The sequence below is a fragment of the Halorubrum cibi genome, assembly GCF_900182635.1.
GTDB classification, from domain to species: domain Archaea; phylum Halobacteriota; class Halobacteria; order Halobacteriales; family Haloferacaceae; genus Halorubrum; species Halorubrum cibi.
Map to the genome: position 1 here is coordinate 267,567 of NZ_FXTD01000001.1, position 22,378 is coordinate 289,944.

Annotated in this window: 22 protein-coding genes; 17 read left to right on the forward strand and 5 right to left on the reverse strand. The window is 70.9% G+C overall.

The genetic code is table 11. The features are described from left to right. Positions 1 to 6: 6 nt before the first annotated feature. On the reverse strand, positions 7 to 732 hold the full coding sequence (locus FN829_RS01260) for a phosphoglycerol geranylgeranyltransferase (RefSeq protein ID WP_142985188.1): 726 nt from the start codon (positions 730 to 732) through the stop codon (positions 7 to 9). Between the two features lie 97 nt (positions 733 to 829). Further along, entirely contained in the window at positions 830 to 1,909 is a 1,080-nt protein-coding gene (locus FN829_RS01265; RefSeq protein WP_142985189.1) for a tubulin/FtsZ family protein, read from the reverse strand. A 74-nt stretch (positions 1,910 to 1,983) separates the two neighbouring features. Here FN829_RS01265 and FN829_RS01270 point away from each other — a divergent pair, with 74 nt between their 5' ends. The 12 genes from FN829_RS01270 to FN829_RS16325 all read left to right on the forward strand — a co-directional run bounded on the left by FN829_RS01270 (position 1,984) and on the right by FN829_RS16325 (position 14,479). Then, on the forward strand, positions 1,984 to 2,484 hold the full coding sequence (locus FN829_RS01270) for a DUF7310 family coiled-coil domain-containing protein (RefSeq protein WP_142985190.1): 501 nt from the start codon (positions 1,984 to 1,986) through the stop codon (positions 2,482 to 2,484). A gap of 54 nt (positions 2,485 to 2,538) precedes the next feature. Continuing rightward, positions 2,539 to 3,030: a DUF7311 family protein gene (locus tag FN829_RS01275; protein WP_142985191.1), complete on the forward strand. Its 492-nt coding sequence runs from the start codon at positions 2,539 to 2,541 to the stop codon at positions 3,028 to 3,030. 58 nt (positions 3,031 to 3,088) lie between these two features. Continuing rightward, positions 3,089 to 4,957 carry an ATPase, T2SS/T4P/T4SS family gene (locus tag FN829_RS01280; protein WP_142985192.1) on the forward strand — a complete coding sequence of 623 codons (1,869 nt, stop codon included), beginning with the start codon at positions 3,089 to 3,091 and terminating at the stop codon, positions 4,955 to 4,957. Between the two features lie 149 nt (positions 4,958 to 5,106). Further along, positions 5,107 to 6,882: a type II secretion system protein gene (locus FN829_RS01285; RefSeq protein WP_221929815.1), complete on the forward strand. Its 1,776-nt coding sequence runs from the start codon at positions 5,107 to 5,109 to the stop codon at positions 6,880 to 6,882. Positions 6,883 to 6,967: 85 nt separating this feature from the next. After that, entirely contained in the window at positions 6,968 to 7,453 is a 486-nt protein-coding gene (locus FN829_RS01290) for a DUF7283 family protein (RefSeq protein WP_142985193.1), read from the forward strand. After that, entirely contained in the window at positions 7,434 to 7,868 is a 435-nt protein-coding gene (locus FN829_RS01295; RefSeq protein WP_142985194.1) for a DUF7285 family protein, read from the forward strand. The genes FN829_RS01290 and FN829_RS01295 overlap by 20 nt, the downstream gene beginning before the upstream one ends. Next, positions 7,865 to 8,344, forward strand: a complete 480-nt coding sequence (locus FN829_RS01300; RefSeq protein ID WP_185955656.1) for a DUF7284 family protein — start codon at positions 7,865 to 7,867, stop codon at positions 8,342 to 8,344. Before FN829_RS01295 ends, FN829_RS01300 begins: the two co-directional genes overlap by 4 nt. Then, positions 8,345 to 11,557 (forward strand): DUF7286 family protein, encoded by a 3,213-nt coding sequence (locus FN829_RS01305; protein ID WP_142985195.1) that lies wholly within the window; start codon positions 8,345 to 8,347, stop codon positions 11,555 to 11,557. 65 nt (positions 11,558 to 11,622) lie between these two features. Then, positions 11,623 to 12,105, forward strand: coding sequence for a DUF5791 family protein (locus tag FN829_RS01310; protein ID WP_142985196.1), 483 nt, complete (start codon positions 11,623 to 11,625; stop codon positions 12,103 to 12,105). After that, positions 12,102 to 13,004, forward strand: a complete 903-nt coding sequence (locus FN829_RS01315; protein ID WP_142985197.1) for an NAD(P)H-binding protein — start codon at positions 12,102 to 12,104, stop codon at positions 13,002 to 13,004. The genes FN829_RS01310 and FN829_RS01315 overlap by 4 nt, the downstream gene beginning before the upstream one ends. A 117-nt stretch (positions 13,005 to 13,121) precedes the next feature. Next, entirely contained in the window at positions 13,122 to 14,297 is a 1,176-nt protein-coding gene (locus FN829_RS01320) for a DHH family phosphoesterase (protein ID WP_142985198.1), read from the forward strand. 53 nt (positions 14,298 to 14,350) lie between these two features. Then, a complete protein-coding gene (locus tag FN829_RS16325; RefSeq protein WP_281286008.1) occupies positions 14,351 to 14,479 on the forward strand; it encodes a hypothetical protein in 129 nt (42 codons plus the stop codon). A gap of 30 nt (positions 14,480 to 14,509) precedes the next feature. Here FN829_RS16325 and FN829_RS01325 read toward each other — a convergent pair whose 3' ends face one another. Together FN829_RS01325 and FN829_RS01330 are read right to left on the reverse strand one after the other, a co-directional pair. Continuing rightward, positions 14,510 to 15,265: an ABC transporter permease gene (locus tag FN829_RS01325; protein ID WP_142985199.1), complete on the reverse strand. Its 756-nt coding sequence runs from the start codon at positions 15,263 to 15,265 to the stop codon at positions 14,510 to 14,512. Next, positions 15,262 to 16,311, reverse strand: a complete 1,050-nt coding sequence (locus FN829_RS01330) for an ABC transporter ATP-binding protein (RefSeq protein ID WP_142985200.1) — start codon at positions 16,309 to 16,311, stop codon at positions 15,262 to 15,264. Before FN829_RS01330 ends, FN829_RS01325 begins: the two co-directional genes overlap by 4 nt. A gap of 176 nt (positions 16,312 to 16,487) precedes the next feature. On the opposite strand from FN829_RS01330, the gene FN829_RS01335 reads away from it, so the two are divergent. The 4 genes from FN829_RS01335 to FN829_RS01350 all read left to right on the forward strand — a co-directional run bounded on the left by FN829_RS01335 (position 16,488) and on the right by FN829_RS01350 (position 20,006). Beyond that, positions 16,488 to 17,765, forward strand: a complete 1,278-nt coding sequence (locus tag FN829_RS01335; protein ID WP_142985201.1) for an aminotransferase class V-fold PLP-dependent enzyme — start codon at positions 16,488 to 16,490, stop codon at positions 17,763 to 17,765. A gap of 441 nt (positions 17,766 to 18,206) precedes the next feature. Continuing rightward, positions 18,207 to 18,653, forward strand: coding sequence for a response regulator (locus FN829_RS01340; protein ID WP_185955657.1), 447 nt, complete (start codon positions 18,207 to 18,209; stop codon positions 18,651 to 18,653). 93 nt (positions 18,654 to 18,746) lie between these two features. Next, positions 18,747 to 19,172, forward strand: coding sequence for a Fe-S cluster assembly sulfur transfer protein SufU (gene sufU / locus FN829_RS01345; protein ID WP_142985203.1), 426 nt, complete (start codon positions 18,747 to 18,749; stop codon positions 19,170 to 19,172). A gap of 93 nt (positions 19,173 to 19,265) precedes the next feature. Then, on the forward strand, positions 19,266 to 20,006 hold the full coding sequence (locus FN829_RS01350) for an Sjogren's syndrome/scleroderma autoantigen 1 family protein (protein WP_142985204.1): 741 nt from the start codon (positions 19,266 to 19,268) through the stop codon (positions 20,004 to 20,006). A gap of 262 nt (positions 20,007 to 20,268) precedes the next feature. Here the strand turns inward: FN829_RS01350 and glmM are convergent, their stop codons facing one another. Beyond that, complete coding sequence (glmM, locus tag FN829_RS01355; RefSeq protein WP_142985205.1) at positions 20,269 to 21,630, reverse strand: phosphoglucosamine mutase; 1,362 nt, start codon at positions 21,628 to 21,630, stop codon at positions 20,269 to 20,271. A 124-nt stretch (positions 21,631 to 21,754) separates the two neighbouring features. On the opposite strand from glmM, the gene FN829_RS01360 reads away from it, so the two are divergent. Next, a complete protein-coding gene (locus FN829_RS01360) occupies positions 21,755 to 22,357 on the forward strand; it encodes a hypothetical protein (protein WP_142985206.1) in 603 nt (200 codons plus the stop codon). Positions 22,358 to 22,378: the final 21 nt, after the last annotated feature.

Below are 22,378 nucleotides of genomic sequence, written 5' to 3' on the forward strand. Positions count from 1 at the left end.
GCCGACTCAGGCGCCCGTCGCGTCCGTGGTCCGCTTCGCGTCCTTCGCGCCGCGGACCGTCTCCCGGACCGCGTCGACGCCCTCGTCGTGGAGGAGGTCGCCGACGACGATCACGTCGCTGTGTGCGGCCATCGTGTTCGCCGACTCGTAGTCCGAGATCCCGCCGCCGTAAAACAGCGTGGCGTCGTCGAGCGCGTCGTGGGCGGCGGCGACCTTCTCGGTGTCGCCGAAGGTGCCCGAGTACTCGAGGTAGACGATCTCCTGGCCGAACATCCGTTCGGCGACCTTGGCGTACGCCTCCACGTCGTCGGCGTCGAGGTCGCAGTTCGCCTCGGTCAGCTCCGCGACCGAGGCGTCGGGGTTCATCACGATGTACGCCTCGGTGTGGGTTCGGTCCCAGTCGAGGTCGTCGATGCGGACCCACTCCTTGTGTGCGCCCGTGATCCAGAAGGGACCGCCGGCGTTGAACACGGTCGGGATCAGGTACCCGTCGAGCGCCGGCGATTCGATGACGACGCCGGGGTTCGACGGCTCCTGGTAGAGCGGGACGTCGTACTCGGCGGCGGCGTCGATGACCCGCGTCATCTTCTCGGCGGTGACGTCGAGGGTCCCGCCGATCTCGATCGCGTCGGTCCCGGTCCGGCACACGTCCTCGAAGGTCTCCCCCTCACAGAGGTCCTTGTCGGGATCGACCTTCAGCACGTGGTCCCAATCGTCCCACGGGTTGCTCATCGCTCGAGTGTCCTCCGGGAAGAACCAAAAAGGTGCGGAAGCGTCTCGAGGGGGTGATCCGCGTCGGCGGACGCTCCGCGGCGAGCGCCCTAGACTCTCACAGCAGGTCGTCGATCTCGTCGTTGTGGAACGCCGTCGCCGGGTCCGGCTTGGCCTCCGGCTCGTCTCGAACGGCCTGTCTGGCGCGCTCGAGGAACTCCTCGACGCGCTTCGAGCGCTCGACGCCCGCAAGCAGCACCACGGCGGCGATCCGGTCTGAGTTCATCGGGAAGTCGCCGCCGCGGACCTGCATCGATCCCGTCTCCTCTTGAAGCCACTTGCGGGCCTTCTCGGCGCCCTTGCGGGATATCCGGTCCGGGTCGCCGGCGACCGCGACGAGACCCGCGTCGGCGTCGGTGGCGCTCGGCAGCGAGAGTCCGGTCATCACCGCGCTGCGAACCGCGCTCGTCACCGTGTTGACGTTCTCTCCCGCGTCCTCGGCAGCGGGCGAGGAGGCGTAGCCGACCGCCGCCATCCCGCCGGCCCGCAGGGTGTTGATCACCTCGCTGGTGTCGACGACGGACTCGCCGACCCCCTGCGTGGCCTCGCCGGCCGCGAGCAGCAGCCCGACGCGTTTCGCCATCGACTCGTTGATCGCGGCGTACCCGCCCTCGACGCTCTCGCCCGCCGATCGCCAGGCGTCGTTGTCGAGCAGGATCGTCGCGTCGGCCTCCCGCACGATCGTCTTCAGCGACCGGCCGGCGTTCACCTGATACAGCGCGCCCTCGTCGCGCCCGGGGAGCACGCCGAGCGCGTAGATCGGCACGTCGTACACACGCGAGAGCTCGCGAACGAGCACGGGCGCGCCGCCGGAGCCCGTGCCGCCGCCGAGTCCGGCGACGACGACGACCGCCTCGATCTCCGCGGTCATCCGGGGCGCGAGCGCGTCCAACACCTCGATCGAGTCCTCGTCCATCAGCTCCGAGCCGAGTTCGTTGTCGCCGCCGACGCCGTGGCCGCTCACGCGAGACTGGCCGATGAGTACCGTATCGAGAGGAAGCGGATCGAGGTCGGCGGCGGCGGTGTTGACGGCGAGGGCGTCACGGACCGCGCCGAACCCCATCTCCGCGTCGAACTCGGAGAGGGCGGTCGTGAGCTTCCCGCCCGCCTGTCCGACGCCGACGAGGAGGGCCTTCATGAGTTCACGATGTGGCGCTGACAGTAATACTCTTTCCCCGACCGCTTAAGTGTGAAACCGAAGCCAGCCGGGGCATGGCAAGCGAGACGAACGCCGCCGGATCGACGCCCGACCGCGCCCGCATCGAGGAGCGACTCGACGCGGTCGAACGCGCGCTCACCGGAACGGACCGGCCGGTCGCCGGGGTCGCCGATCGCGCGACGGCAGACGCCGAACGCAAGGCGATCGCCGAGCGGCTCGACGCGATCGAGACGCGGATCGAGGAGCTGGAGGCGGCGACGCAGGCCGTTCGCGGGTACGCGGGCGCGATCCGCGCGGTCAACCGGGAGGTGGAGCGCCGGGCCGACCTGGCGCTCGCGCGAGCCACCGCCGCCCGGGACGGAGACGTCCCGGCCTCCGAGGAGCCGAACGACGGCGGAGCCCTCGAGAACGCGGCGGTCGGAGAGGACGAGCTACCCGGAGACGACGCGCTCGATGCGGCGGTCCCGGAGGACGCTCGATCGCCCGGAGACGGACCGAACGGGGGATCCGAGGAGAAGCCAAATCCGCTCGAACGGCTCCGTGAGGCTCTGTAGGCAGCGTCGACGCGCAACCGATCGCACGGCCGCCGTTCACGGGGGCGGACGGCGGTGATCCGCGTCGTCCTGACGGTCTTCCTTGCGATCGCGCTCCTCGCGGTCTCGATGCCCGCGCTCGAGGACGCCAGACGAGACACGACCGTCGAGCGACTCGAAACCGAGACGCATCGACTCGAGCGCGTCGCGGGCGGGCTGGCTGCCCACTCGGTCGCCGTCGGCGACCCGGACCTCGCGGCCCGAACGTCCCTCGTCGTGTCCGTGCCGACCGGATTCGCTGCGACCCCGATAGAGCGGATCGCGCTCGCGGAGCCGCCCCGAGCCGCCGCGATGACGGAGCGTCGCGTCCACCGAGGGGCCGTCGTTTTAGTGTACCGACTCCGACACGGTTCGGTCCGGACGTTTCCGATCGCGCCGCCGACGGGCGCGGTCGGGGTCACTCTCCGCGACGGACCGATCGAACTCGAACCGGGCGGCGAGACGGGCCTCGAGCTGCGGCTGGTCGACGACGGCGGACCGACGGTCCGGATCGGTCGGATCGCGTGATCGGGGACACCGAACCGCCGGACGACTCCTTATATACGATGTCGCGGCCACGGCCGCCATGAGTCTGGATCTCCTCTCGCTCCCGTCGTTCGGAACGGACGGCGAGTGCGACTGTGACGTGTCGTTCGAGCGACCGGTCGGAACGGGGGTCGACGACCGCGTCGTCCTCGCGATCGACGCGAACGCCTGCCCGGGGCGTGGCGATCTCGCCGAGAGTCCGTCGTGTCTGGCCACCGTGATCGACGCGCTCACCGACCGCGACGCCGACGTCGTCCGAACCGAGCGCGCGGGCCGAGAACGGGCGTACGCCGGGCGGGCGGCGGCGTGTCTGCTCGCCGCGGGCCGGTTCCGCGAGCGCGTCGACTTCCACGAGACCCGCCTCGCGGAACGCGCGGTCCGTGATCCGGTCGGAGCCGCCCGTGAGGCGATCGGACGCGCGGGACCGGTCGGACGGATCGTCGCCGAGACCGGACTCGAGGAGGCCGTATCCGGGTTCGATCGGACGGCGGACGTGCTCCGCGCGCACGTCGGGCCGACCGTGGCGGCGACGCGGATCGCGGCGGATCCCCCGTCGGGGGCGACGCTCGTCGATCGGTGGGAACTCGAGACGGGCGCGACCGTCAGGCTCTACGAGGGAACCGGCGCGCTCCGGACGTACCACCTCACTCCGCCGGTCGCGGCGTTCGACTCGGACGCGTTCGAGACGCTCGATGCCGCGAAGAAGCGGCTACTCGCGGATCCGGCGGGCGGCGATCGGGCTCCCGGTCGAGCGGTCCGCGCGGTCGCGGACCCGGGCGATCCGGTCGACGCGATCGCGGACGCGCTCCGACGACACACCCACGGATACGGCGCGTTCGAACACGTCTTCGCCGACGACCGCGTCAGCGACGCGACGCTCTCGGCACCGGTCGCCGAGAACCCGCTCCGCGTCGTCCTCGACGGCGAGCGCTGTCACACGAACGTCAGGCTCCCGCCGGAGGGTGCCGCCACGCTCGCATCCAGACTCCGACGCACGAGCGGTCGGTCGTTCTCCCGTGCGGCGCCGACGCTCGACGCGACCATCGGTACCGAGTCGGGGACGGTGCGGGTGGCGGCGACGACCGCGCCCGCGAGCGACGGGCTCTCGTTCACCTTCCGCCGCGGCGACCCGGAGGCCTGGACGCTCGCGCGCCTCGTCGACGTCGGGACGCTCTCGCCCGCGGCGGCCGGACTCCTCTCGGCCGCCGTCGAGCGCGGCGTCACGGGACTCGTCGCCGGTGGACGTGGTGCCGGGAAGACGACGGCGCTCGGCTCCCTGTTGTGGGAACTCCCCGCCGACGCGAGGTCGATCCTGATAGAGGACACGCCGGAACTCCCCGCCGCCGCGCTCGCGGCCGCCGACAGGGACGTCCAGCGACTCCGCGTCGGCGACGGCGCGGAGCCGACGCCGACGGAGGCGGTGCGGACCGCGCTCCGGCTCGGGGGCGGGGCGCTCGTCGTCGGCGAGGTCCGCGGCGGCGAGGCGAAGGCGCTGTACGAGGCGATGCGGGTCGGAGCCGCCGGCGAGACGGTCCTCGGGACGATCCACGGCGAGGACCCGGCGGCGGTTCGCGAACGCGTCGTCACGGACCTCGGCGTGACGCTCTCGTCGTTCGCGTCAACTGACCTGCTCGTGATGTTGAACGATCACCGAGTGGAAACGATCGTCGAGGTGACGGGTCACGACGGCGAAGTGAGCTTTGACGCGCTCTTCGACCGGACGGCGGAGGGACTCGCGTCGACCGGGCGGATCGACAGGGGCGAGAGCCGTCTGGTCGGTGACCTCGCCGAAACCAGTGAATCGTACGCGACCGTCAGGGAGGCGATCGATCGACGTGCCGCGCGGATCCGCACGGCGTCGACGACCGGACGGACGGCGCCCGACCGCTACGCGGGGTGGGAACGGTGACGACACCGCGCTCGAGCGGACGCGTCGGGGGCGTCGTATCGGAGGATCGAGCGGAGTCGAGGTGGACGGGAGTCGCCGCGGACACGGCGAACGACGACGCGAACGAGGACCGGTCGACGGTCGAAGCCGCGCTGGTCAGGCTCGCCGCGATCGCGAACGGCGACGGCGCCGGGAGCGGCGGACCGACCGAAACGGGATCGGACGAGCTCCGACGAGCGATCGCGTTCCTCGAGTGGGAGTCGACGCCCGAACGGGTGATCGAGACGGGATACCGCGCCGGCGTCGGCACGGGCCTCTGTTTTGCCGTCGTCACGGTCCTCGTCGCCGGAGCCGTCCCGAGTCTGCTCGCGGGGGTCTCGAGCGGGCTCGCCGCGACCCACGCGGTACATCGAGGCCCCGTCTGGATCGCGGCGCTCCGGCGAACTCGCGCGCTCGGAGCGACACCCGGGCTCGTCGGACGCCTCGTCCTTCGGATGCGCCTCGACCCGTCGGCGGAGCGCGCGGTGCGATTCGCCGCTCGAACCGGTCGCGGGCCGCTCGCGGAGAACCTGCTTCGACACGAACACCGGAGCGTCGACGGGCCGACGAGCGGGCTCCGCGAGTTCGCCCGCGAGTGGGGACCGTGGTTCCCGGCGATCGAACGGGCGTCGACGCTCGTCCGGACGGCGGCGGCCGCGCCGCCGGAGCGCCGCGGCCGGTGTCTCGATCGGGCGCTCGAGACGACGCTCTCGGGGACGACGGAGCGGCTGGCCGAGTTCGTCGGGGACGTTCAGGGGCCGGTCTCGGCGCTGTACGCCTTCGGCGTTCTCCTCCCGCTGGCGCTCGTGGCGCTGCTCCCGGCCGCGGCCGCCTCGGGGGCACCGATCCCGCCGTCGGTCGTCGTCGGTATCTATCTGATCGCGCTTCCCGTCGGCCTCCTCGCGGCCGCCGCGTGGCTCCTCTCGAAGCGCCCCGTCGCGTTCCCGCCGCCGACGATCGGAAGCGACCACCCCGACGTCCCCGACAGGCGATTCCACGCCGTTGCCGTCGGAGTCGCTTCCGCTGTCGTCGCCGGGATCGCGGCGGGATCGCTCGTCGCGTCGTGGGCGGCGCCGATCGGCGCGGCCGGCGTCGGAGTCGGGATGGTGCTCGTCGTCCTCGTGCGTCCGAGGCGAGCGGTGCTCTCGCGGGTCACGGCGATCGAGAGCGGGCTCCCGGACGCGATGACGATCGTCGGCGGCGACGTCGCGGAGGGCGTCTCGGTCGAGCACGCGGTCGCCAACGCCGGCGACAAGCTCGACGGCGCGACCGGCGAGGTCTTCGAACTCGCCGCACGGCGGAGTGACACCCTCCGCGTCGGCGTTCGCGAGGCCTTCTCGGGCGATGGCGGGCCGGCGGCGACGGTCCCCTCGCCGAGGGTACAGGGAACGGTCGCCCTGTTGGCGGTCGCCGCGAGGGAGGGTCGACCGGCCGGGGACGTGGTGTTGGAGCTCGCGGACCAGCTCGAGCGGCTTCGCGAGCTGGAACGCGACGCGCGAAGACAGCTCGCGACGGTGACGGGAACGCTATCGAACACGGCGGCGGTGTTCGCCCCACTGGTCGGCGGTGCGACGGTCGCGCTCGCGACCGGCGTCGAGGCGATCGGGACCGGCGGGCTCGAGACGACCGCCGCGATGGCGAGCGATCCGCTCGCGGTCGACGCCACCGGGTCGGTTCCGCCGACCGGGAGCGAAAGCGAGGAGGTCGGGACTGCTCTGTCGGTGCCGGTTCTCGGTCGGATCGTCGGCGTCTACGTGATCCTTCTCGCGGGGATCCTCACCGCGCTGGGGACGGGGCTCGAACGGGGATTCGACGGAACGCTCGTCGCGTATCGGATCGGGATCGCGTTACCGACGGCGACGACGACGTACCTCCTCGCGTTCGCCGCGGCGGAGATGCTGTTGTAGTTCGTTCACGACGCGGAAACGCGTTCGCGACGTGACGATCTTCCTCGGCCGACGGTTTATATATCATACCGAGGCCATCCGGCGCATGTTCGAGATCCACCTCGACGCCGCCTACGCGTGGGTCGGCCTCGCGCTGGTGAGCGTCGTGACCGTCGGCGTGGTCGCCGCGCTCCCCGCGGCCCCGCCGCCGGACGTGAACGGAGCCGCACATACGATCGGATCGATCGCCGACGGCGAGTACGTCGCGACCGCCGAACACGGGTTGGCGGCCGACCGAATGCGGCTCACGCCGCACACGATCGAACTCGAAAACGGCGGCGGTTCCGCTCGGTCGACGTTCCGAGGACCACCCGTAACGCCGGTTCCGACGGCCGGTTCTCACGATGGCGATCCGCCACTTCGTCGAGTGTTGAACGGCGTTCCGCCGCGGACCGTGTTCGAGGATCCCGAGGCGTTCGCCGACGCAGCGGCCCGGTCGCGAGCGAGGGATCACCGGTGGCGGACCGCTCCGAAGCGACTGACCGTCCGACAGGTTCGGTACGGAGGAACCCGTGTCACGCTCGTCGGGTGAACGGTTCGGTGACGCGGACCGCGCAGCGGTCGAACCGCTCGTCGCGCTCGTCGCTGTACTCGCGATCGGCGTGGCCCTCGGGCTGTACACGACCGCCCTCGACGACGCGACGCCGGTGACCGAAGACCCCGCCGCGGATGCCGCTGACGCCGCGCTCGACCGGATCGAACGCGACACCACGGTCGGGGGGATCGTCCGTCCGAACCGGTTGCGTCGTCTCGAGGACGAAACGCCGGCGGTCGTCGAACTGGAGACGGAGCGGCGACGGTGGCGGGTCGGCGTGGGTGCGGCCTCTCCTGACGCCGGCGGCCGGATCGATCCCCGATCCCCCGCGGTCGCACAGCGACCGGTGACGGTGGCAGTCTCTCCCGGAGAGAACGTTCGCGGCGTGCTTCGGGTGGTGGTCCAGCAATGACGAACACCGTTCTCGACGTGACGGTTATGCTGCTCTGTGTCTCCGCGAGCGTCGTCGCGCTCGGAACCGTCGAAAGCGGAATCGAAACGGAAGAGTACGCCGCCGCGGACGCCGCCGACCGCCTCGCGACCGAGACCGCGACGGTGACCTACGAGATCGACGGTGGAGACCACGAGTCACGAACGGTTCACGCGACTCTCGTCGAACTGCTCGCGACGGCCGTACGGGAGCCGCCGGGGACCGACGGCGGGATCGGAGATCGATTCCGCTCCCGGGTGATCGAACGCGTTACGGACGCGCTCGGCGGACGAACTCGCATCGACGTGCGGTACGAGACGGGCGCGCCGATGCTCACGATCGGAAACGAACCGCCCGCGACTGCCGAGGTGACCGCGGCCGTCCTCACCCATCCCGGATCGGAGCGGATCGAAGGCGACGGACCGGGACGGTTTCGGATCGTCGTGAGGGCGTGGTAGATGCCCGATTCACGACGCGCTCGGTCGGTATCGCTCGCCGACGACGAGCGCGCCCGCGTCCCGTTCGCGCTGATCGGCGTGCTGCTTCTCGTGACCAGTTCGGCGTACGCGTCCGGCGTCGTCGATCAGGGGCTCGTGAGCGAGGACCGAAGCGTCGAGCGGGCCGTCGAGCGCGCCGACGCGGACGCGACGGCGGCGCTCAGACACGCCGCACGGGAGGCGGCACACGAGGCCGCCGCGAAACCGGTCACCACGGCGTCGGAGATCGGCGGTGGCGCGGATCCCGCGTGGCGGGCCGCCGGCGGGACTCCGACGGACGCGGTACGGTCCGGCTCCGCCTTCGAGGACGCGTTCCGGATCCGAGCGGCGCTCGCCGGCGCGGAGGCGATGGACGCGGTGATCACCGAAGTCGGCGACGTCTCGGTCACGGTCGGCTTCGAGCGGGTCGATCGTCCGCTCACGCCGAGCGATCTGAAGACGCTCCGCGAGACGGTTCGGGTGAGTGCCGCCGCGGACGGGACGGCGACTCGCGTGGTCTTCGAGGACGTGACGCTGACCGCGACGCGGGGAGGACGCACCGTCGCCGAACGGACGGAGAACCGAACCGTCGTCGTCGCCGTGCCGACGTTCGCCGCCCACGAACGGACCGAGCGGTTCGAGACGCGCCTGAATCGCGGTCCCGTCGAAGGGCCGGGGCTCGGCCGGCAGCTGACCGCCAGCATCTATCCGATCGCGTGGGCGCGAGGGTACGGCCAATACGCGCGTGCGCCGATCCAGAACGTGATCGCGAGCCGGCACGTCGAGTTATCGACGAACGCGGGGATCGTCAGGACTCAGCGGGACGTGTTCGGCACGAGCGACCCGGACGCTCGCGGCGGCGTCGCCGAAGCGACGGCGAGGACCGGACTGACCGACCTCCTCGCGCCGACGGACCTGGACGAGTCGGCGTGGAGCGATCGCGTCCTCGACGCGCCGACGCCGGATCCGAAGGCCGGAGCGGACGGGTTCGGGCCGGCGAGAAACCACACCGACCAGACGACGTCGGTGTCCGTCGGTCACGCGGCCGACGTGGCCGCCGTGTCGATCCACGACGACCTCGGATCCGAGATGCGGAAAAGCTACCGCGTGGAGGCGTCGCTCGACGTCTCTGCTCATAGATTCGTCGACGGAGGACGGCCGCGACCGCCCCGCCCGAGCGGCGGTGCGGGCAGGTGGCAGCGCGTGGGCGTGAGCGTCGACGAGGCCACGCGCGTCGTCTCCGACGACGAGATCCCGACGGACGTCCCGTCCGGGACCGTCGAATCGGGCGAAGACGTCGACTTCGGGGCGACGAGTCGCGAGGTCCGGATCGAACGGGTCGCGACCGGTCGGTGGAAACAGGTCGTCAGGCGGAAGGTCGTCGTCGAACCGGCGGTGGTGGACGAGAACGGAACCGTCCTGGAACCGGCGAGATACGGGATGCGTGACGTGGTGATCGACCGGGAGACGACGCGGGCGAGCGCGACGGACCGGTATCGCGTCTCGGTCGACGTGACCGGGAGATACGAGCCGCGGGATCGCGCTCCCGGCCGCCCGACCGCGACGTTCGGGGCCGGACACGGGTCCACCGGACTCGACCTCACCGGAACGCCCGCCGCCGCTCGCTCGGACCTCGGCGTCGACGACGCGAGCGCCGTCGACCGGCTCGCTCGGAGGGCGGTCGATCACGGCGACGTCGATCGGTCGACCATCGTGTTCGGCGAACGGTCGGAGCGGGCGGTGGATCGGGTCAGATCCGACCTCGACGACCTCCGAGAGGAGGTCCGTGGGATCGATTCCGAGCTGTCCATGGAGGATATGGCGGTCGGCGAGGCCGACCCGTACGGCGGGCTCGCCGGCGAGCTTCGTGACCGCCGCCGCGACCTCGTGGACGCGCCGCGAACCTACGACGGCGCGGTCGATCGGGCGCGGATCTCCGTTCGGATCGCCTATCTCGAGGCGGTCATCGACGAGCTGGAGTCGGCGAGCGAGGACGAGGAGGTCGCCACCGACGCGTTCCTCGAACGAGTGGAGGACGCGTTCGGCGGGCCCTCGATCGGAGAGATCATCGCCAGCCGCGAGGCCGCACGCGACACGGAGGCCTACCGGATCGGCGAGGACGGCCCCGGCGGCTCCGTCGAGTTGACGCCGAACGCCTCGCCCGGGTACCTCCCACGAACCGCCGTCGACGGGGCGAGCGTCGAGGCCATCGACGGAACGACGACCCGGCCGCTCGCCGTCAGAAACCTCAACTACGTGACCGTCCCGTACGGCGACGTGGCGAGCGGCGTCGCCGATCGAGTGCTCGGAAGCGGCGACAGCATGCGGATCGGCACCGCCGGACGCGTCCTCCTCGCGGCCGACCGATCGCTCGTCGGCCGCGACGATCCGGACCTCCGTGCCGATCGGGACGAACTCGCCGATCGAGTCGAATCGGCGAGGGCGATCGTCGATCGCGAACTGGTCGCCGCCCTCGGCGAGCGGAGCACGCTGACTCGTGCCGAGCGGCGATCCGTCGTCGAGTCGGTGGCCGCAGAGTACGGTTCCGAGGGCTCACGGGCGGTCGCCATCGACGGCGGGGAGTACGCGGATCGCGTCGCCGCGGAGACCGCGAGCGTCGAGTCGCTCTCGGACGGAGAGGAAGGAGCGCTCGCCGCGCGGCTCCGTGTCGCGCTCACGGACGCGACCGGCCGGGACGCCGTCCGGATCCCGGCGAGGTTCGTCGACGGTCCCGCAGAGACGGTGCGCGGACACGTCCGGAGCGAACTCGAGAGCGCGGCCGAAAACGAACTGCGCCGCGGCGGCGAGGCGGCCGTCGAGCGCTGGGCGGCGGACTCCGATCGAGCGGTCGCACGCTGGGTGAGACAACGCAACCGGAGCGTCGGGGCGGGCCTTCCCGTCGCTCCCGTTCCGGGGTACTGGGTGGCGACGGTCAACGCGTGGCAGGTGGAGGCACGCGGCGAGTATCCGCGGTTCACGCTGTCCGGCGACGTGGGGGCGCCGGACCGACCGTTCGAGTACGTCCGCGAGGAGTCGACGGTGACCGTCGACGTCGGGGGCGAGCGGGTCCAGTTGGGGCGGACGGAGCCGGTTCGGTTCGAGACCGAGACGGTCGTCGTCGTCGCGGTTCCCGCGGGGCCGCCGGGCGTCGGCGACGTGGACGGGGTGCGGGACGAGACGTCTCCCGGTTGGTGAGGAGGACCGAGACGACGTGTGCCGCCGATCGGAGGCGTTTTGGGACGCGACCGCCGATCGCGGGTATGTTCCACGAAGTCGTCGACGGGTCGGGCGGACCCACCTCGATCGACGGCGGAGAAACCGGCGGTGCCGAACGCGAGAGCGACGAGGACGTCCCGTCATCGGCGCTGTTGACGGCCTTCGAGACGATGCTGGTCGAGGCCGTCGCGGAGATCGATCACGCCGCCACCGACGAAGGAGACGCCCCCGACCCGGCGACGATCGAGACGATCCGTGAGGGCGACGCCGCGGACCTGACCGTCGAGGAGGCGGCGGCGGTCCTCGCGATCGCCGGCGGTCGCGACGCCGACGCGATGGTCGCCGAGCTTCGGGATCACCTCCTGATGGGGATGGCGACGGCGGTACTCGACGTCGACACGATCGCGGCCTCGATCGACGCCGACCTCACCGGCCAGGAGGTCCAGCAGGTCCTCGAGGGGCGCGCGGCGATGACGCTCGAGCAGCTCGCGGAGGTCATGGCGGTCGTCGAGACGCGAAAGCCATGAGGGTCGTCGTCGTCGGCTGCGGCTACGTCGGGCTGGAGCTCGCGCGGGGGCTCGCCGCTCGCGATCACGACGTGACGGGCGTCCGGCGATCGGACGACGGGATCGAGGCGATCGAGGCGGTTGCCGGGGGCGTCGAGGCGGTTCGCGCGGACGCGACCGATCCCGGGTCGCTCGCCGCGCTTCCCGACGCGGACGCGGTCGTCTTCGCGGCCAGTTCGGGCGGTCGGGGGGCGGAGGCGGCCCGCGAGGTCTACGTCGACGGACTTCGGAACGTCGTCGAGGAGTACGGCGGCCGCGCCCGCGCTCCCGACCGGCTGGTGTACACGTCGTCGACCGGCGTGTACGGCGACCACGGCGGCGCGTGGGTCGACGAGTCGACGCCGATCGAGCCGACCACCGAGAAGACGAGAGTGCTCGCCGAGGCGGAGCGCGTCGCGCTCGAGGAGGCAGTCACGGTCGGGATCGACGGGACGGTCGCGCGGTTCGCGGGGCTGTACGGGCCGGACCGGTATCGACTTGAGCGATACCTCGAGGGACCGGTGACCGCCGGCTACCTCAACATGGTCCACCGCGACGACGCCGCGGGCGCGATACGGTTCCTGCTCGAGACCGGGAACGCCCGCGGCGAGCCGGTGGTCGTCGTCGACGACGAGCCGGTCGAGAAGCACGCGTTCGCCGACTGGCTCGCCGAGGAGTGCGAGGTCGACCGCCCCGAGAAGCGCTCGAAGGACGCGCGGATCGCCGCGGGCGACCTCTCCTCGGCGGCGGAACGCCGGATCCGGACGAGCAAGCGCTGTTCCAACGAGCGGCTGCGCGGACTCGGCTACGAGTTCGCGTATCCGACGTTCCGCGAGGGCTATCGCGACGCGGTCGACGAGTTTCGTCGCCGCCGGAAGTGAAGCGATCGTCCGCGCAGTCGCTGGTTGTGACCCGGTCGGACCACACTATCCGGTCGGATCTACGCGGTCGGAAATCCCACGAAGCTTCTTGTGGCACCGGTGACTCCGGGGGGACGTATGTGGACCCCAGCAACGGTCAGCGGGCGGCTCTCGGAGGCGGAGGCGTTCGTCCGGGAGAACCCCGAACTGGCCGCCAGCGCGGTCCTCGGAGCGGTCGTCGTGCTCGTCAGCACGTACGCGTTCGTCCGGGCGCGGCGGCCGGCGGGCGAGGAGTTCCGGCGCTTGCTGTCGGACGAATCGGAGATCGCGGTGCTGATGCATCCCAATCCGGACCCGGACGCGATGGCGGCGGCGATCGGCGTCTCGTCACTGGCGGACCAGCTCGACGTCGACGCGACCATCCAGTATCCCGGGCAGATCCGCCATCAGGAGAACCGGGCGTTCCGGACGGTGTTGGACCTCGAACTCGACCGGATCGAACACGTCAGCGACCTCGCGGCGGAGACGGTCGTCCTCGTCGACCACAACGAGGCGCGCGGGTTCGCCGGAGCCGACGGCGTGTTGCCGACCGCCGTCGTCGACCATCACCCGGGGGACGGCCGCGGCGAGGAGTTCACGGACGTCCGGACCGACTACGGGGCGACCGCCTCCGTCATCGCCGAGTACTTCGACGACGTGGGGGCGGTTCCCGTGCCACCGGACAAACACGCGAGCGAAACGGGCGGCGACCTCGTGTTGTCGACGCGGACGGCGACCGGTCTCCTCTACGGGATCCTCACCGACACCAAACACCTAACGGTCGGCGCGAGCGAGCCGGACTTCGCCTCGGCGGCGTACGTCTACCCCGGCGTCGATCAGGACCGACTCGATCGGATCGCCAACCCAGCCGTCGACGCGGAGGTTCTGGAGGTGAAAGCCCGCGCGATCGCCGGTAGACAGGTCGAAGGGTCGTTCGCGGTCGCAGACGTCGGCGGCGTGAACAACGTCGACGCGATCCCGCAGGCGGCCGACGAGCTGATCCAGCTCGAGGGCGTCAGCGCGGTCGTCGTCATCGGGGAACGCGACGGCACGATCCACCTCTCGGGACGGTCCCGAGACGACCGGGTCCACATGGGCAACGCCATCGATTCGGTGCTCTCGGAGGTCACGAACGGCAACGGCGGCGGCCACTCGCGAATGGGCGGCGGCACGATCTCCCCGGAAGTGGATCCCACGGGGGAGACGGAGCCGGAGACGATCGACCGCGACGGGCTGACCGACGCCCTGTTCCGGGCCATGGCCGGCGACGTGTGACGGATCGAACGGGTCGACCGAACGGTTAAGCCGGCACCGCCGTATCGGTGGATATGGAAATCGAGGAAGTCGACGGCAGGTGGTTGACGCTCGCGGGAGTCGGCGCGGGCTACGCACTCGCGACGGGACTGATATTTCTCGCGTTCTTCCTCATCCCGTATCTCGTCGTGAGCGCGCTCTAGACTCGAGACGAACCTGGATCGGGGGACCGGTCAATCGGTCCGCGGCACCGCGTACGCGCCGAGCGCGAGGAACCCGGCCGCGAGTGCGGCGAGCACGGCGAGGTCGCCGACCCACGCTCCCGGCTCGTGGACGATCGCCCGCGTCCCGCGGGCGAAGTAGGTGAGCGGCGAGGCGGCGACGGCCGGCAGGAACCAGCCGGGCAACAGCGCGGGCGGAACGAACGTCTCCGAGAGGAACAAAAGCGGGAGCGCGACCGTGTTGCTCGCGGCGATCACCCCGTCCTGTGAGTCCGCGAGCGCGCCGAGGACCGCACCGAGCCCGCAGAAGAGCGCGACCGCGAGGGCGACGAAGACCGGCAAGACGAGGAGCGCCGGCGAGACGACGAGCGCGGCGTCGGTCACCGCGAGCACGAGCCCCAGTATCAGGAGGCTGGCCGCGCCGATGATCGCGACGTTGACCAGCGTGTGTGCCAACAGCCACTCTCCGCGGGTCAACGGAGTGGTCGCGAGCTTCTCGAAGCGGCCGCCGTCGCGGTGGCGGGCGATCTCCGATCCGACCCGTGAGAGCGGCGTAAAGAGCACGACGACCGCGAGGTAGCCGGGGATGTAGTAGCCGGCGGGCTCGGCGAAGAGCCCGCCGCCGGTCGGCTGGGTCCGAACCAGCGCGCCGAAGATGACGACGAGGATCACGGGGAAGAAGAACGTGAAGAAGACGGCGGTGCGCCGCCGGAGGAACGACCGGGCGGCCGCCGTCGCCTCCGTGAGCACTCGCGAGGTCCGGCTCATCGACTCCCTCCCTCCTCCGGATTTCCGGGCGCGATCCCGCCGGATCGCGGCGAGTACTCCTCGCCGGTCAGTCGAAGGTACACGTCCTCCAGGGAGGGCTCGGCCCACGTCAGCGACTCGAACTCGACGCCGACCGCCCCGAGCGCGTCGACGACCGCGCCGATCCCCTCGGGTCGCACGCCGAGCACCCGGAGGCCGTCGGGGGTCGGTTCGATCGCGAGTCCGTCGGGGATCGCCTCCGCTTCGACCCCGTCGAGCGCGTTCCGGACGGCCTCGAGATCGGCGTCGTCCGGTCCCGAGCCGTCCAGTGAGACCTCCAGCCGCGGGTCCCCGCCGTGTTCGGCGATCAGGTCGGCGGGCGCGCCGACGGCGACCACGCCGCCGTCGCGCAGCAGCGCCACGCGGTCGGCGAGGCGCTCGACCTCGTCCATCGCGTGGCTCGTGAGAAACACCGTGGTTCCGTCGGCCGCGAGCCGCTCCACCAGCCGGTGGATCGAGCGCCGCCCGGCGGGGTCGATCCCGGTCGTCGGCTCGTCTAAAAAGAGCAGGTCGGGGTCGTTGACGATGCCGGTCGCGACGCAGGTCCGGCGCTTCTGGCCCCCCGAGAGCGTCTCGTACCAGACGTCGGCGTCGTCGGCCATCCCCACGTCGTCCAGAACGGCCTCGACCTCGCGGGCGTCCTCGTAGAGGCCGCCGTAGTAGTCGACGAGCTCGCGGGCGGTGAGCCGTTCCGGCGGGTCGAACGACTGCGGCAGGAGCCCGATCCGTTGAGGGTCGACCGTGCTCGGCGACGATCCGAGAACCCGGATCGTCCCCTCGGCGTCGGTCGTGCCGGTGAGCGCGCGCACGAGCGTCGTCTTGCCCGCGCCGTTGGGACCGATCAGCCCGAACACCTCGCCCTCCCCGACCGTCACGTCGACGTCGTCGAGCGCGACGACGTCGCCGTACGACTTCCGGACCCCTTCGCCGACGACCACGGGGGCGTCGCCGGCCTCCGCCGCGTCGGTCGCGGACGCCGACGCCGACGCGGCCGTCGTCTCGTTCATGCGTTCGGATCCGGGGGCCGCGCGCGTAAGAGTTGCTCTTCGTCGCCGATCCACACGACCTCTCCGTCGCCGATCCCTGTGGCCGGGCCGTCGGGGGGTTCCGCGTTCGGCTCCGCGATACGGGCAAGACGTACCGGACCGAAGGTGTGTTAGTGCTTGGGGCCCTCTGACCGGTAATGGGAGTTCAGGAGCAGTACCCGTTCGACGTGGCGGCCGTCCGCGACGACTTCCCGATCCTCGATCGGCTGGTCGGCGGTGACCCCACCTCGCCCGGGCAGGACGAGGCGGACGACGTCGACCTCGTGTACCTCGACAACGCGGCGACTTCACACACCCCCGACCCGGTCGTCGACGCGATCGCCGACTACTACCGGAGCTACAACTCCAACGTCCACCGCGGGATCCACCAGCTGAGCCAGGAGGCGTCGGTGGCCTACGAGGAGGCCCACGACGTCGTCGCCGACTTTATCGGCGCGAACGGCCGTGAGGAGGTGATATTCACGAAGAACACGACGGAGGCGATGAACCTCGTCGCGTACGCGTGGGGGCTCGAGGAGCTCGGTCCCGGCGACAACGTCGTGCTCACGCAGATGGAACACCACGCCTCGCTCGTCACCTGGCAGCAGATCGGCAAGAAGACCGGCGCGGAGGTGCGGTTCATCGAGGTGACCGACGAGGGGACCCTCGACATGGCCGACGCCGAGGCGAAGATCGACGACGACACGGAGATGGTGTCGGCCGTCCACGTCTCGAACACGCTCGGGACGATCAACCCGATCCGCGAGCTGGCCGAACTGGCACACGACCGCGACGGGCTGATCTTCGCGGACGCGGCCCAGTCGGTGCCGAATCGTCCGGTCGACGTGGCGGATCTCGACGTCGACTTCCTCGCCTTCTCGGGTCACAAGATGTGCGGGCCGACCGGGATCGGGGCGCTGTACGGTCGGGAGGAGTTACTCGAGTCGATGGGGCCGTACCTCTACGGCGGCGAGATGATCCGGAAGGTGACCTTCGAGGAGTCGACCTGGGAGGACCTCCCGTGGAAGTTCGAGGCCGGCACGCCCTCGATCGCCCAGGGGATCGGGCTCGCGGCCGCGATCGAGTACCTCGAGGAGGTCGGCATGGAGCGGATCGAGGAGCACGAGTCCCTGCTCGCCGAGTACGCACACGACCGCCTGACTGACCTCGGCGGCGTGGAGATCTACGGCCCGCCGGGCGACGACCGCGGCGGCCTCGTCGCGTTCAACGTCGAAGGCGTCCACGCGCACGACCTCTCGAGCGTCCTCAACGACTACGGCGTCGCGATCCGTGCGGGCGACCACTGTACCCAGCCGCTCCACGACGAACTGGGCGTCGCCGCCTCCGCACGCGCGTCCTTCTACCTCTACAACACCGTCGAGGAGGTCGACGCCCTCGTCGACGCGGTCCGCGAGGCCCGCGACCTGTTCGCCTAGATCGAGGCCCAGACCGGGCCGACTCTCGATTTCACCTCCTCCGGCGACGTTCCCCGAAGACGCTTTCAACCGTCCCGGAGCCATCTCCAGAGATCAGCGTGTGGATAGGTCCCGTATCTCTCGAATTCGACTATCTCTGGGCGTGACAACGCGGATCGCACAATACTTATTATACTGACACACGATTTTCGATTCCGAGGAAAACGAATACTACACACGTAGTAGCCGTTCTCCGTCGATGACGCGTCGCCCCAGAAACACACCATGACCGACGACCGACCACGAGATCGACACACGACCGGAACCGCCACGCGAACCGACCACTCCGACCGGAGGAGCTCCCGCCCGTCGCGGATCGAACCGGAGGGCTCGTCGAAAAGCGACCTCGAACGGTCTCCCGGACGTGACACTGAGCGTCAACCCCGGGCGACGGTCCTCCACGTGGAACCGGACCCGGAGTCCACGGAGGTGTTCGCGACGTTCCTCGAGCGGTTCGAACCGGAGGTAACGGTCCGATCGGTCGGTCGAATCTCGGAGGCGCGCCAGAAGATCGGAGCGGTCGATTGCGTGGTAACCGAACAGCGACTCCCGGACGGGTCCGGGATCGATCTGCTGGAATCCGCCCGCAAGCGAGGAATTCGGACGCCGTTTCTGTTTCACACGACCTGCCACGAGCCCGTCGTCGAGGCTCGAGCGTTCGAATCGGGCGCGGCCGCCTACGTCCGCAAACGGTCCGAGCGTGGCCAGTACGAGCGGCTGATCGGCGTGCTCCGCGAACGCCTCGAGACGATCGGCAGCGAGGGTGCCGCCTCGATCGGATCGTCGAAATCCGCCCCCACCGTCTCCGAGGCGGGCGTGGGAACGCCGCCGTTGCGTTCGGAGGAGTGACGTCGCGGCGTCGGCGGTCGGCGAAGACGGTCGATTCGGCCGGTGAGTCGCGACGGAATGCTTTTGAACGCGACGGGCCTACCTGAAACCAGTATGGGAACCGGCTCGGACATGTACCGACAGCAGATCCTCGACCACTACAAGAACCCGCGAAACTACGGAGAACTCGAGGATCCGGACTTCACACACGTCGGGGAGAACCCCTCCTGTGGCGACACGATCAAGGTCGACGTCGTCCTCGACGACGCCGACGAAACCATCGAACGGGTCGCGTTCACCGGCGACGGCTGCGCCATTTCGATGGCCTCCGCGAGCATGCTCTCCGAGCGGCTCCACGGGATGACCGTCGACGAACTCGCCGCGCTCGACACCGACGACGTCACCGAGATGCTCGGCGTCGACGTCTCCCCGATGCGGATCAAGTGCGCCGTGCTCGGCCGCCAGGTCGCCCAGGACGGCGCGAAGATCCACCGCGGCGAACTCGACCCCGACGCCGACCGGACCCGCACCGAGGAGTGACGGGCGGATCGCGGTAGGCCCGATCCGAACCGACGCGAACCGACGCGAGCCGAGCCCACCGGACTTTTGCTCGTGAAGGGCGTTCGGCCGCACATGAGCGACGAGTTCGACAAGGAAGCGGAACGCGAGAAGCTCCGCGAGAAGTTCGCTGAAGACGAGAAGAAACGCGAACACACCCAGCGGATGTCCGAGCTGCTCTTACAGGGCGCGACGATGACGAACCGCCACTGCGACACGTGTGGCGACCCGATATTCCGGCACGACGGCCGGGAGTTCTGCCCGACGTGTCACGCGACGGAGGACGGATTCGAAGTGCCCGCGGCCGACGAGACCGGAGCGGAGGAGGCGGAACCGACCGCGGACGCCGGAGGTACCGCGTCCTCGGCAACGACCGAGAACCGACCGGAGTCGGCGGCCGGCGGCGGCGATCCGACCGCCAGGAACGCCGCCACCGGAAACGTCGCCACCGGAAACGTCGCCACCGGAAACGTCGCCACCGGAAACGCCGCCGCGAGGGATGCCGCCGCGAGGGACGCCGCCGCGACTGACGCGGAATCGACCGGCTTCGATGGCGCTCGCGACGCTCCCGAGGAGGTCAGCGGGCGGTCGCCGTCGACGCCGGACGCGGGGTCGCGAACCGCGGCCGGTGAATCCACGCCCGGTGGAACCTCGAGCGACGACGCGGCCGGCGGGGTCGCCGCCGCCCGCGAGTCGCTGACGCGGACGCTGAACCGGTTCGCCCGCGCGGCGGAGGAGACGGACGACCCGCGCCGCGCCCGCGATCACCTGCGGGCGGCGCGGGAGGCGGCGGAGGCGCTCGCGGCGCTCGACTGACGGATCCGTTCATGAACCGTTGCCGGCGGCGGAGCCGCCGGCTTTCCCGTGGCGCATAGCGCCACGCTGCTTGCGTCACGCGTCTTCGCCCTCGCGACTGCCCCTTTGAGTCCCACCCCGCCCCGCACAGCAACCGCACCTCACGCCTCCCCAGCCTCGTCGGCCGCCCTCCGCGTTGCTCCGGCCGGCCGACTCCCTCGCGGGCGCGGCGCGGGTCGTCGGGCCGCTCAGAGGCGCGCCGGAGCCTTACTGGAAATCGAGCTTACCGACCGCTCTCGACCGCCTGTCGCATCTCCTCGGCCAGCCGCTCGGCGCGGTCGGCGTCGCCGGACTCGGCGTAGATCCGGATCTTCGGCTCCGTTCCCGAGGGGCGGACGAGCACCCACGCGTCGCCGTAGTCGAGCCGGTAGCCGTCGGTCGTGTTGGGGGTCGCCTCCGAGGTCTCGACGAACGCCCGCGCGGCCGACAACATGTCCTCGCGCTCGTCGCCGTTCGCGTACTCGACGTTGACGCGCACGGAGTGGTAGTCGGTGTAGGCCGCGATCGCCTCGCTGACGGGGGCGTCCGCGTCCGCGAGCAGTTCGAGGAAGCGCGCGCCGATGTACGCCCCGTCCCGCGAGAGCCGGTACGGCGGGAAGAACACCCCGCCGTTGCCCTCGCCGGCGATGGGGACGCGGACGTCCTCCTCGTCCAGCTCGCGGGTCCGCGTGATGATGTTGGTCGCGCCGATGGGCGTCAACTCGAGGTCGGCGCCGTTGGCGTCACAGACGTCGACGAGCCGCTGAGAGACGTTGACCGCGCTGACGACGGCGTCGCCCGGTGAGAGCGCGTCGTCGGCGAGCGCCGCGAGGGACGTGTCGCCGTCGACGACGGACCCGGTCTCGTCGACGAAAACGGCCCGGTCGGCGTCGCCGTCGTGAGCGATCCCCACGTCCGCCTCGGTGGTCGCGACGAGTCGCGAGAGCGCACGGAGGTTCTCGGGCACCGGCTCGGAGTCCCGACCAGGGAAGTGGCCGTCGGGCGTGGCGTTCACCGTCACCACTTCACAGCCCAGCTCGCGGTAGATCCGCGGCGAACTCACGGACGCGGCGCCGTGACCGGGATCGACCGCCACGGTGAGGTCGGCGGCGGCGATCGACTCGCGATCGACCGCGGCGATCAGCTGGTCGGCGTAGTCGTCGACGACGCCCTCGACGGTCGTCTCGCTCCCGGCGGCCCGCCAGTCGGCGTGGTCGTACTCGTCGTCGAGCACGCGGCGCTCGACGCGCTCTAACACGTCGACGGAGAGCTCGACGCCGTCGTCTCCGACGAGCTTGATCCCGTTGAACTCCGGCGGGTTGTGCGAGGCGGTGACGAGCACGCAGGGGACGCCGACGGACTCGCAGTAGTTGCCGACCGCGGGCGTGGGGACGACGCCGAGTCGGTCGACGTCACAGCCCACGGCGGCGAGCCCGCTCGCGGCGGCGTTGGCGAACAGCTCGCCGGTGGTGCGGGTGTCGCGGGCGACGGCGACCCGGTCGGCGTCCCAGGTCGTCCCGGCCGCCTTCGCGATGTCGAGGACGAGCTCCGGCGTCAGATACCGGAGTGCGACCCCGCGAATGCCACTGGATCCGAACAGCTCCATACGGGGCCATGGGCCGGCCGACGGGAAAGCGGTTCCGAACGCGAGCGCCGGATCCGCCGAGCGCGGCCCTCGTTCCGCCGGTCGCACTCGCGGGGTTGAAACCCGTCGCGGCCGTATCGTTCGCATGGAGCGATCACGGCGGGAGCTGTTGTGTCGGGCCGGCACGGTCGTCCTCGCGGTCGGCGCGACGGCCGGTTGTCTCGACGCCGCCGCCGGCGACGGCCCGCAGGGACCGGCTGGAACGCCGGAGACCCTGTCATGTTCGGAGGACGGGTTCGTCCGGCTCGACACCCCGTTCGAGGAGCCAGTCGCGTCGCGGACCGTCGAGCCGGAAGGGACCGGAACGACGGTCGAGCTGTCCGCGGAGGGCACCGCGGAGACGTACGGACAGCCGATCCGGCTCGTGCTCCGGAACACCGGCGACGACTCGGTCGGGACCCGCGGCGAGCACGCGTACTCGGTGCAGCGACGGACCGGCGAGGGGTGGGTCGACGTGCGCGGATCGACGACCGGCGAGGCGGTCGACCTCCCCGTCGAGGACGACGCGCTCGATGCGGGCGACACCTACAGCTGGTCGATAGACCTCGAGGAGTCGACGATCGCGTCGGCCGTGCCGGACCGCGAACTCGGCGTCTGTCCGCCTCTCGGACCGGGACCTCACCGGTTCGTCTACTGGGGGATCGTCGAGGCTCCGCCGATCGGGATCGAGTTCGAGCTGATCGGCTGATCGGTCGTTCGCGGGACGTGC